10 protein-coding genes are annotated in these 10,178 nt (G+C 61.9%); 5 read left to right on the forward strand and 5 right to left on the reverse strand.

The annotated features are described in order from the left end of the window. Positions 1-131 precede the first annotated feature (131 nt). The 3 genes from NKI79_RS19875 to NKI79_RS19885 all read left to right on the forward strand — a co-directional run bounded on the left by NKI79_RS19875 (position 132) and on the right by NKI79_RS19885 (position 2,049). Positions 132-881 carry a YebC/PmpR family DNA-binding transcriptional regulator gene (locus tag NKI79_RS19875; protein ID WP_352737805.1) on the forward strand — a complete coding sequence of 250 codons (750 nt, stop codon included), beginning with the start codon at positions 132-134 and terminating at the stop codon, positions 879-881. A 66-nt stretch (positions 882-947) separates the two neighbouring features. After that, complete coding sequence (locus tag NKI79_RS19880) at positions 948-1,670, forward strand: RDD family protein (protein WP_352803599.1); 723 nt, start codon at positions 948-950, stop codon at positions 1,668-1,670. 67 nt (positions 1,671-1,737) lie between these two features. Beyond that, positions 1,738-2,049, forward strand: coding sequence for an Rdx family protein (locus NKI79_RS19885; RefSeq protein WP_352803602.1), 312 nt, complete (start codon positions 1,738-1,740; stop codon positions 2,047-2,049). Positions 2,050-2,074: 25 nt separating this feature from the next. Here the strand turns inward: NKI79_RS19885 and NKI79_RS19890 are convergent, their stop codons facing one another. Both NKI79_RS19890 and NKI79_RS19895 read right to left on the reverse strand, forming a co-directional pair. After that, on the reverse strand, positions 2,075-2,554 hold the full coding sequence (locus NKI79_RS19890) for an anthrone oxygenase family protein (RefSeq protein ID WP_352648998.1): 480 nt from the start codon (positions 2,552-2,554) through the stop codon (positions 2,075-2,077). A 1-nt stretch (position 2,555) separates the two neighbouring features. Next, complete coding sequence (locus tag NKI79_RS19895) at positions 2,556-2,720, reverse strand: hypothetical protein (RefSeq protein ID WP_352803605.1); 165 nt, start codon at positions 2,718-2,720, stop codon at positions 2,556-2,558. Between the two features lie 244 nt (positions 2,721-2,964). On the opposite strand from NKI79_RS19895, the gene NKI79_RS19900 reads away from it, so the two are divergent. Next, on the forward strand, positions 2,965-3,606 hold the full coding sequence (locus NKI79_RS19900) for a TetR/AcrR family transcriptional regulator (RefSeq protein WP_352803607.1): 642 nt from the start codon (positions 2,965-2,967) through the stop codon (positions 3,604-3,606). Positions 3,607-3,836: 230 nt separating this feature from the next. Here the strand turns inward: NKI79_RS19900 and rpmE are convergent, their stop codons facing one another. After that, on the reverse strand, positions 3,837-4,058 hold the full coding sequence (gene rpmE, locus NKI79_RS19905) for a 50S ribosomal protein L31 (protein WP_006327661.1): 222 nt from the start codon (positions 4,056-4,058) through the stop codon (positions 3,837-3,839). 204 nt (positions 4,059-4,262) lie between these two features. On the opposite strand from rpmE, the gene NKI79_RS19910 reads away from it, so the two are divergent. Next, on the forward strand, positions 4,263-6,065 hold the full coding sequence (locus NKI79_RS19910) for an ABC transporter transmembrane domain-containing protein (RefSeq protein ID WP_352803608.1): 1,803 nt from the start codon (positions 4,263-4,265) through the stop codon (positions 6,063-6,065). A gap of 137 nt (positions 6,066-6,202) precedes the next feature. Here NKI79_RS19910 and NKI79_RS19915 read toward each other — a convergent pair whose 3' ends face one another. Continuing rightward, positions 6,203-8,230: a DUF3857 domain-containing protein gene (locus NKI79_RS19915; protein ID WP_352803611.1), complete on the reverse strand. Its 2,028-nt coding sequence runs from the start codon at positions 8,228-8,230 to the stop codon at positions 6,203-6,205. A 206-nt stretch (positions 8,231-8,436) separates the two neighbouring features. After that, entirely contained in the window at positions 8,437-9,921 is a 1,485-nt protein-coding gene (locus NKI79_RS19920; RefSeq protein WP_352803614.1) for a carboxypeptidase M32, read from the reverse strand. Positions 9,922-10,178 lie beyond the last annotated feature (257 nt).

Here is a 10,178-nt window from a genome sequence, read left to right on the forward strand (position 1 = left end):
CCGACAGAGAGCGCCGTACGTCCGTCCGGACGCAGCAGGACGTTCTGAAGTTTTGAATTCGAGCATTTTGCAAGGCGCCGGGTGGTTCACCAGGCCGCAGATGCTCTAGCCGAGAAAACGACAGGGGTGCCATGGCTGGCCATTCACAGTTCAAGAACATCATGCATCGCAAGGGCCGCCAGGATGCGGTGCGATCGAAAATGTTTTCCAAGCTGGCGCGCGAAATCACCGTCGCCGCCAAGAGCGGCACGCCTGATCCATCGATGAACCCGCGCCTGCGCCTTGCGGTGCAGAACGCCAAGGCGGTGTCGATGCCGAAGGACAACATCCAGCGCGCCATCAACAAGGCGTCGATGGGCGATGCCGAGACCTACGAAGCCGTTCGCTACGAGGGTTACGGGCCAGGCGGCGTCGCGCTGATCGTCGAGGTGCTGACCGACAACCGCAACCGCTCGGCGTCGAATGTGCGCGCTGCCTTCACCAAAGCCGGCGGGGCGATGGGCGAGACCGGCTCGGTTTCGTTCATGTGGGACCGCGTCGGCGAGATCTACTATCCGGCATCGGCCGGCAGCGCCGAGAAGGTGATGGACGCAGCGATCGAGGCCGGCGCCGACGATGTCCAGTCGGACGAGGAAGGCCACACGATCTATTGCGCCTTCGAGAATCTCGGCGAAGTGTCGAAGGCGCTGGAAGGCGCACTCGGCGAGGCTGAATCAGTGAAGCCGATCTGGAGGCCGCAGACCAATATCGCGGTCGACGAGGAGCGGGCACAATCGCTGATGAAGCTGGTCGCGACGCTCGAAGACGACGACGACGTACAGAGCGTCTACGCCAATTTCGAGGTCGACGAGGAGACTTTGGCGAAGCTCAGCGCGGCGTAAGTTGAGAACGCCGCGCATCGATCACGTATCTTTCTTCTAGAGCTGTCAGTTACTAATGGGGGACGGATGACTGACACTGACGAGGCTCGTTTTGCTGACGCGATGTCCTGGCCTCGCCGGGGTGGCATATGGCGCCGGCTGTTCGCTTCGATCATCGACTATCTTATCGTCCTGATACCTCTTTACGCACTGGTAGCGGGTTTGTTTCTGCTGACTGACGGCGGAGTCAAAGGCAGCTTTTGGTTGAACTGGAGACTATGTCAGGCGGCTACGTTAAACGGAGCAAGTGATCCATCATTTGCCCGTTACGATTGGCAGATATGCAGAACGTCGCTGTTCGGTTTGACGGTCGCCGAATGGGCCCTGGGAACGGCTTCGGGCTCACAGTCTGAAGGAAATCCCTCCATTTCATTTGATTTGGATTCGCAGGGCAATTTCCGACCGGCAGCATTGGATCTGGGTTTCCTCGAACTGGTCGTTCTCGCGTCTTATCTCCTTGTCATGGAGTTGACCTCTGGCCAGCCAATCGGCAAGCGGTTCGCGGCGCTCATAGTGCATGACCAGGATGACAAAAATAGAATCGGACTGCCCGTACGAAAGGCTGTTCGGCGGCAGGGAATGAAATTTCTCGGCGCTTTGCCCATAATGGTCATGGGAGGGTGGTACACTGTTCAGGCTTGGGGCAGCGCTCCTGGGTCGCGCAGGACTTCTCCCGGCTGGAGATTGTCGGTGCATACGCCGCGTTGGTCTTGGTTATGGTCTGGCCGATCTGGATCGCAATATCCATAGCTCTTGGCAACGACCCGATACACGATCGATTTGCCGTAACCACAGTTCGCGCAGATGAGACCGAGACATGAACGTGTCAGACAGAGCCCGCGTCCGCATCACCTATTGCACCCAGTGCCAATGGCTGCTCAGGGCCGGCTGGATGGCGCAGGAGCTGCTGTCGACCTTCGGCACCGATCTGGGCGAAGTGACGCTGGTGCCCGGCACCGGCGGCATCTTCACCATTTCCTGCAATGACACGCTGGTCTGGGACCGCAAGCGGGACGGCGGTTTCCCCGACGCCGCAAAGCTCAAGCAACTGGTTCGCGACGTCATCGATCCGGATCGCGATCTGGGCCATGCCGATCGCAAGGGCGATAAGTCAAAAGACCCTGTCTGAAGGCTTTTATACTTCCGTCCTGCATTCACCGCCATGCGAAGATGAAGCAGCCCAGCGCCACGATGGCGGTGGTGGTTCGGACATGGTTCCACATCACCCAGTCCCTGAGATAAGTGGCCCATACCGCGGCGCCGTTGGCGCTTGCCGGATCGACGGCGGCCAGGGCGTTGTTGAGCGGCACGTTGAACATCATCGTCACGATCGGGTTGCCGACGAGGTAGATCAGGGCGCCGGCGAGGAGCCAGAATGCACCCGGTTGGCTCCAGCCGATAAGAGCGCCGGCGGCAAGGACAAGACAGACCAGCCCGGTGCCGAAAAGCGCGGTCATGAATGCCGGCGTAATCACGGTAATGTTGATCGAATTCATGGCGGCGATGCCGCCTCCGGCAGGCAAGCGGGCGAGCGCCGGCATGATAAAGTTGGAGAAGGCGAAGAAAACGCCGCCGACAACGCCTGAGCCAATGGCAGCGACGAAAGTGAGGGTGGGAAGCAGTTTCATGATCATGTCAGTTGCTCCAGATGCCGGTCGAGGCGGTTTCGGTTGCGTAGGCGGAAAAGTCCTTTGGGGCGCGGCCGAGCACGCGCTCGATGCCGTCTGTCAGCGACTCGTTGCGGCCGTCGAGGACTTCGGTGAACAGTTCTTTGAGCAGCCACGCGAACTCGGCCGGCAACTCATGGGTGGCGTGCCCGAGCGCGAGCCTATCCGTACCTGAAGGCCCCGCGCCGTCAGCGCTCGGCGAGGCGACGGCCGGTCTTGCCGGTGCCGCCGAGGATCAAAGTTGGTCTCGTTACAGTAGGGTTCATGCCCATTTTCCTCAGTTTGAAATGTGAGTAATCCTCACATTTGCAAAACGTGATAAACCCTCGTATTTTGCGAGTCAAGCCAATTTGTTGATTGTCCGTCGGGAGACAGTGATGGAAGGCTCTGCCGTATCGGATTCACAGGACGGCCAGATCGCATCGCCGCGCCGGGCACCGAGCCAGCAGCGCAGCCGCGAGCGGGTCGAGCGGATGCTGACCGCCGCCTCGGCGCTGATCGCCGAGCAAGGCAGCGACGCCATGCGCATGGGAGAGGTGGCCGAGAGGGCAGGCGTGTCGATCGGCTCGCTCTACCAGTTCTTCCCGGACAAGCGGGCGATCATCTGGGCGCTGGCCGAGCGCTACACCGCGGAAAGCCAGGCCTGCATTGCCGCGGCACTGGCGGAGGTCAATGACGCCGAAGGCCTGTGGAAGGCGTTTTCGGAACTGGTGGATACCTACTACGGAATGTTCCTGGCGGAGCCGGTGATGCGCGATATCTGGTCGGGCACGCAGGCCGACAAGGCGCTGCGCGACCTCGAGCTCGCCGACAGCCGGGCCAACGCCGAATTCCTCACTGCCGTGCTGAAAAGGCTGCGGCCGTCTGCCGATCCGGCGGCGCTGGAAGCGACGGCGTTTCTCATCTGGCAGATGGGCGAAGCGGCCATGCGGCTGGCGATCTCGGTCGGGCGAGAAGAAGGCGACAGGCTGGTTGCCGCTTACAAGCGAATGGCGCTGCGCGAGCTGGTGGACGGGTAGGCCGCCGTGCTCGTAGGGACAGGCCGTTAGGTGGTGGCGATCAACTGCGGAAGCGGGGCGCTGCCCCTTCATCTGCCTGCCGGCACAGCGCCGGCGACCCTCTCCGCGTTCTTCACGGGGAGAGGGTAAGGGTGAGGGGCAGCGCCAAACCTGAGATGATTGCCGCTGAGGCCCAATCAATAAAAAACCCGCCACGAGGGCGGGTTTCTCGATCAGCGAAACGCCAGTGCCTAGAGGCCGAAACCTTCGAAACGCTTCTTGAACTTCGATAGGCGGCCACCGCGGTCGAGCAGGGTCTGCTGGCCGCCGGTCCAGGCCGGATGAGTGGTAGGGTCGATATCGAGGTTCATCGTATCGCCTTCCTTGCCCCAGGTCGAACGGGTCATGTATTCGGTGCCGTCGGTCATGACGACCTTGATGGTGTGGTAGTCGGGATGAATGTCGGTCTTCATGGTTCTGTTCCTGGCTGCCGGAGGCTGCCGACGGGCTGAAGCCTGCGTCGATGCGCCCCTTTTTAAAACTCGAAGCCGCAGCTATTGAGGAGCCACGGCTTCTAAAACGGTCGGCGAGCCTATACATCAGCCGGAATTGAATCACAAGGCCGCGGCAAGCGCATATTGATGGCGCAAACCTCAAAGGGCCAAAGGAAACGGGTCATGGCGAACATCAGCGGCGATGCAGACGAGCGCAAGCGCTCGCTGAGGCCGCTGCAGCGCCTGTTTCCCTATATCATGCACTACCGCAAAATGGTCATCGGCGCGATCGTCTCGCTGGCCGTGGCGGCGGCGACGACGCTGGCGCTGCCGCTGGCCGTGCGGCGAATGATAGATCACGGCTTTTCCGCTTCCGATTCCAGCTTCATTGCCGAATATTTCGCGATGCTGGTGGTGATGGCCGCCGTGCTGGCGGCGGCGTCCGCCAGCCGCTACTATTTCGTCATCACGCTCGGCGAGCGCGTCGTTGCCGATATCCGCCGCGATGTCTTTGCCTATGTCACCACGTTGTCTCCATCCTTCTTCGATACCGCCCAGTCGGGCGAGATCGTCTCGCGGCTCGCCGCCGACACGACGCAGGTCAAATCAGCCGTCGGTGCTACCGCCTCGGTGGCTTTGCGCAACGTCATCCTTGGCCTCGGCGCCGTGGCGATGATGGTCTTCACCAGCCCAAAACTGTCCGGCCTGGTCATCGCGGCCATTCCGCTAATCGTGCTGCCGCTGGTCGCCTTCGGCCGCTCGGTGCGGCGCAAGTCACGGCTGGCGCAGGATACTCTGGCCAATGCCACCGCCTACGCCAGCGAGCAGATCGGCGCGGTGCGCACCCTGCAGGCCTTCACCAACGAGAAGCTTGTAACCGGGTATTTTTCATCCGCCGTCGAAGCAGCGTTCGAAGCGGCGCGGGCCTCGATCTTTGCGCGCTCCTTTCTCACCTTCTTCGCCATCTTCATGATCTTTTCGTCGGTCGTGGCGGTGCTATGGTTCGGTTCGCGCGACGTGCTCGACGGCACGCTGTCGCCGGGCACGCTTGGCCAATTCCTGCTCTATTCGGTGTTCGCCGCCGGCGCGCTCGGCGCCCTGTCGGAAGTCTGGGGCGAACTGTCCCAGGCAGCGGGCGCCGCCGAACGGCTGACCGAGATCCTGGCCGAGAAACCCGCGATCCAGGCGCCCGCCGATCCGAAGCCGCTGCCGGCAAAGGCGAGAGGCGCGGTCAGCTTCGACGATGTCTCCTTCTCCTATCCGGCCCGGCCCGACCGCGCCGCCGTCCATGGCCTGAGTTTTCAGGTCAAACCCGGTGAGACGGTGGCGATCGTCGGGCCATCCGGCGCCGGCAAGAGCACGGTGTTTTCGCTGCTTCTGCGCTTCTACGATCCGGAGGCCGGCAGGATCGTCATCGACGGGATCGATCTGCGCGAGGCCGATCCGGCCGCGATCCGCGCGCGCATCGCCATCGTGCCGCAGGACGTCACCATTTTTGCGGCGAGCGCGCGCGACAATATCGGCTTTGGCCGGCCCGGTGCCAGCCAGGCCGAGATCGAGGCGGCGGCGAAGGACGCGCTTGCCGACGAGTTCATCCTGAAGCTCGAAAAAGGCTATGACAGCCAGGTCGGCGAGCGCGGCGTGACGCTGTCGGGCGGCCAGCGCCAGCGCGTGGCGATCGCCCGCGCGATTCTGCGCGATGCGCCGATCCTTCTGCTCGACGAGGCGACCTCGGCACTCGATGCCGAAAGCGAGACGCTGGTGCAGACGGCGCTTGACCGGCTGATGCAGGGCCGCACCACGATCGTCATCGCCCATCGGCTGGCAACCGTGCTGAAGGCCGATCGCATCCTGGTCATGGATGGCGGCCGCATCGTCGAGGAAGGCACGCATCAGAGCCTGGTCGCCAAGGGCGGCATCTATGCGCGGCTGGCCAAGCTGCAGTTCGATACCGGTGCGAATGCTTTCAGGGGCGCGGCCGAGTAGCATCGCTACCGAGTCGGAGCCTGTTCCATCCCGATCTCATCAGGGTCGGGCTTCATCTTTCTTGTTTGACCGGGATTTTTTCCAAATCCGGCATCCGCTTTTCGGCATCATGGTCCGCCCGCGGCCGCCGGGATTCTTCAGCTACCAAAAGCTCGGCGTTTGCCGCGTCGATAGGCGATGAACAGGGGAACGCCGACAAGCAACGACAACAAAAGCATGCTGGCGACGGTCTGTCGCTGCTCCTTTGCCGGATCGCTGAGCTGCACATCCGCAGGCGGCTCTTCATAGGTAAAATCGTACTGCCAGCGAATTTGGTCTGCGACGTCATCGACGGTTTTCAGATAGTCGGCAATCGCCTTGGCCGGCACTTCGCTTGCCAGCGTCTGAAAGTTCCATTCAACTTGAAATTCGGTGGGCGTGTTGGACCAGGACGTCTTGAGAGACAGATAGGGCGTCACGACGTTTTTCATCGATTCGCCGGAAAACCTCGCCTTGAGGTTGCGCACGGCCACCTTGTGGCGGCGGTAGAACTGGGAGCCGAGGGAGACCGGCCCGGTTCGGTCGACGATTGTCGGGGTTGGAAGAGAGTTGTTGCCGAGATCGGCCGCGCGGATCGGGAAATCTTTTGCCAGATCGTTGGCCGCCAGCGCCTCCGCCGGCAAGCGATAACTTTCCTTCACGCTCACTATGTTGCCGTCGCGGCGATCCACGATTTCCGGCTTGGCGATGGTTTGGATGCCCGGATATTGCTTGTTGTAGTATTTCAGGTAGGCGTCCGACACCTCGCTCAGCGACCGGCTGGCGAAATTGCCGCGCATCCAATCGGCATCAGCGTCCTCATATGTCGAGAAGACCGTCAGTACCAGAGGATCGCCCGGTTTGCGCGGAAAGTCGAATTCCTCGGCGATCTGGATCGATGGGCTGGTGAGCACAGGGCTCGGCATCTTCTCCAACCCGCCGGTGCTGGAAAGCGGCAGCGCGAAACCGTAGTCCGGCTGTGCGAGATTGTGCGCCCTGCCGCCCTGAAGATAGTTCGTGGCGTCCAGCCAATATGTCTTTGCTCCGATCCTTGCCTTGACTATGGCATGGTCGAAATCGCGGAGCGCCGGCAGATGCTGGTCCAGGGCCCGTCCCTCGTCGAGATCGGCCAAGGCGACCTCGGCAGCAATGCCAAGTCGCACAAGCGACGAAACCAGCAGCAGGGCCTTGTCCTTGCAGTCACCGAACCCGCTCAGGATGACCGTCGCGGGATCACGCGGAACGTAGGAACCGGCACCCATCGACAGGCTTACATAACGGATCTGGTCCTGCACCAACCGCATTGCCTCGACCATTCGGTCCTCCGGCGCCGGATGCCGCAGAGCGATGTCGTCGAGCTTTGCGGCAAAAGCCGGGGGAAAAACGGTCGCTGGCTTGTAATAGGGCGCAACAGCATCGACCACGCTTTGCCAATTCGCGGTAGACGCGACATCGATGGAGCCCCAGCCTGGATAGGTCACGGGCAGGTTATCCTCGACATTGACCGGTTTCGGGTTTGGAATCTCCCATAGATAGGTGGTGTCCGGCCCAGTCGGGGAGATTGAGGGCTTAAGTCGGGTTCCCCTTGTCTTGATCTGGAGCGGCTGGCCCGAAGGCCAAATGATGCTTGTGCGGAGAAGCGCTACCGGCTCTTCCCATTCGGTGGAGAAATTCTTGAAGAAAAGGTCCTTGCCGACCAGCGGTGTTACTTCGTAGGTCGACCCGTAATCGACGATGTCGCCGGCACGCACGTCATCGATGTTGACATGTGCTGTCAGCCAGCCGTCGAAGACGCCTTTCTCGGCGTCTCTTTCCCTGCGGAAGATGTCGAATTCGACGCCTTCCAGCCGGTCCAAAACGGCACCATCGCGGATGATGTGAAGATGGTTGAGCGTGACCTTGTGCCGGGACGGATCGAACTGCAGATCGATACTCGCGCCACGATCCAGGCCGGGACGGTCGACGATTTTATAGACGGTGCGCGAGTATTCGACATAGCCGCCGGCGCGATGCTTGATCTGGTCGTCCGAGAGCAGCCATGAAACGCCATTCTTGATTTGATCCGATCGGGCGGGATCGGCAGCCGGAATATCAAGCTGCTTTACCCAGCTTTCTGCCGGACCCTTGAAAACCATGTCGTCGGACATGGCCGGAGAACTCAGACCGATCAATAAGATGAAAAATACCAAGCGGGGCCAGAAAGACTTCACCCTATGAAAACTGTAACAGGCAGACATCTACGCTCGCCCAACTTGGAAGAACTCCTTTTTCAGAGGCTTTCCCACCAAAGTAAAGGCCAGTTTCGCGGATTTCTGCGGTCACCGCGGCAAGAGCCGGGAATAGACGGAGCGGCTCACTTCCCGTACCGCTTCTTCAGGTGATCGGTGAAATGCGCGGCATTGAGCTTTTCGCCGGTGGCGCGTTCGAGCAGTTCCGGCGTCGACCAGCGCGAGCCTTGCGACCAGATCCTTTTGCGGCGCCAGTCGTTGATCGCGGCGAAATCGCCCTTGGCGAGGTCTTCGTCGGCTGAAGGATGATCTCTGGTCAGCGCCGCCCATTGCTGCGCCGCCATCATGGCGCCGAGCGTGTAGGAGGGGAAATAGCCGAAGGCGGCACCCGGCCAGTGGACGTCCTGCATCGGACCATCAGCCGGATTGTCTGATGTCGACAGCCCGAGATAATCGCGCATCTTGGCATCCCAGGCCTCGGGCAGGTCGGCTGATTCCAGCCGTCCCGAGACAAGCTCCTGCTCCAGCTCGTAGCGCAGGATGACGTGCAGCGGATAGGTGACCTCGTCGGCATCGACACGGATCAGGCCGCGCTCGACCCGGTGCACATGCAGCAGGATGTCGTCGATCGTCCACCTCTCGCCAAGGTGTCTTTCGACCACCGGCAGCGCCCAGCGCCAGAATTCTGGATTGCGGCCGATCTGCTTTTCGACGAACAGGCTCTGGCTTTCATGCACCGCCATGCCGCGCGCTTTGCCGAGCGGCCAGTGCGCCCATGCCTTCGGCAGGTTCTGCTCGTACAGCGCATGGCCGGTCTCGTGCAGCACGCCCATCAGCGCCGACAGGAAATCCGAGGTCTTGTAGCGCGTGGTGATGCGCACGTCGCTCGGCACCCCGCCGCAGAACGGATGGTGCGAAACCGACAGCGAGCCGTGGGTGAGGTCGAAGCCGACTGCCGCCATCATGGCGAGGCCGAGCTCGCGCTGCTTGTCCAAGGGGTAGCTGCCGGAAAGTGGCTTCAGCGGATGTTTCGCCAGCCGCTCTTCCTGCACGGCCAGTGCCTCCGGTACGAAGCCTTTCAGGAAGGCCTTCAACTCGGCAAACACAGGCGTGATGTCGGCGGTGCGATTGCCCGGGTCATATTGCTCCATCAGCGCGTCGTAAGGCTCGAGCCCGAGCACCTCGGCGCGAAGTGCCGCCTCCTCGCGGACCAGCGCCACGACGCCTTCCAGCGCCGGCAGGAAGCCGGCCCAGTCGTTCTTGGCGCGCAGATCGCGCCAGAGCTGCTCGGAGCGCATGCGCGCGGTCGTCTGGCGCTCGACGAACTCGACCGGCAGGCAGGTCAGGTTGGTGTATTGCCGGCGGAATTCCCTGACCGCGGCTTGCTGCTCTTCATTCAGCGCTTCCTGCTCGGCCGCCGCGATCCAATCGGCAATCTCCGGTGCAGTCGCCCGGGCATGGTGCATGCCGGCAAGCGCCGACATTGCCTCCGCGCGCTTCTCGCCGCCGCCGACCGCCATATGGGTCGCTTCATCGGCGCCGAGGATGGCGAGGGCGTGTTCCAGTGCTTCGAGCTTGTGGCCGAGGTCGTCGAGTTTTTGAAAGGACATTGTGGGTTCCGCTGATTTGACGGCGAGAAAAGATATCAATGCAAAACTGTTGGCAACCCCGAAAGCCGCCCGCGACCGACGCGTTGAATGCCGGCCGCAACGGCCGGTTTCCAGTTCAAAGCCTTCGTCCGGGTCTGCGTCGCCGGGGCCCGCCATTTTAGGGGCGGGGCCGGGGGGCCGGAAGTACTCTGTTTGCGCACACGGTCGGGGGGGGTGGGGGGGGATTGGGACGGGGTGGGGGTGGCCCTAAGTTACCG

This window comes from Mesorhizobium sp. M0340 (assembly GCF_040321535.1).
In the GTDB taxonomy this organism is placed as follows: domain Bacteria; phylum Pseudomonadota; class Alphaproteobacteria; order Rhizobiales; family Rhizobiaceae; genus Mesorhizobium.

Coding starts and splice junctions, on each gene's coding strand:
- NKI79_RS19910 (WP_352803608.1), top strand. CDS start 4,263: ATGGCGAACATCAGCGGCGATGCAGACGAGCGCAAGCGCTCGCTGAGG.
- rpmE (WP_006327661.1), bottom strand. CDS start 4,058: ATGAAGACCGACATTCATCCCGACTACCACACCATCAAGGTCGTCATG.
- NKI79_RS19920 (WP_352803614.1), bottom strand. CDS start 9,921: ATGTCCTTTCAAAAACTCGACGACCTCGGCCACAAGCTCGAAGCACTG.
- NKI79_RS19885 (WP_352803602.1), top strand. CDS start 1,738: ATGAACGTGTCAGACAGAGCCCGCGTCCGCATCACCTATTGCACCCAG.
- NKI79_RS19900 (WP_352803607.1), top strand. CDS start 2,965: ATGGAAGGCTCTGCCGTATCGGATTCACAGGACGGCCAGATCGCATCG.
- NKI79_RS19890 (WP_352648998.1), bottom strand. CDS start 2,554: ATGATCATGAAACTGCTTCCCACCCTCACTTTCGTCGCTGCCATTGGC.
- NKI79_RS19915 (WP_352803611.1), bottom strand. CDS start 8,230: ATGTCCGACGACATGGTTTTCAAGGGTCCGGCAGAAAGCTGGGTAAAG.
- NKI79_RS19875 (WP_352737805.1), top strand. CDS start 132: ATGGCTGGCCATTCACAGTTCAAGAACATCATGCATCGCAAGGGCCGC.
- NKI79_RS19880 (WP_352803599.1), top strand. CDS start 948: ATGACTGACACTGACGAGGCTCGTTTTGCTGACGCGATGTCCTGGCCT.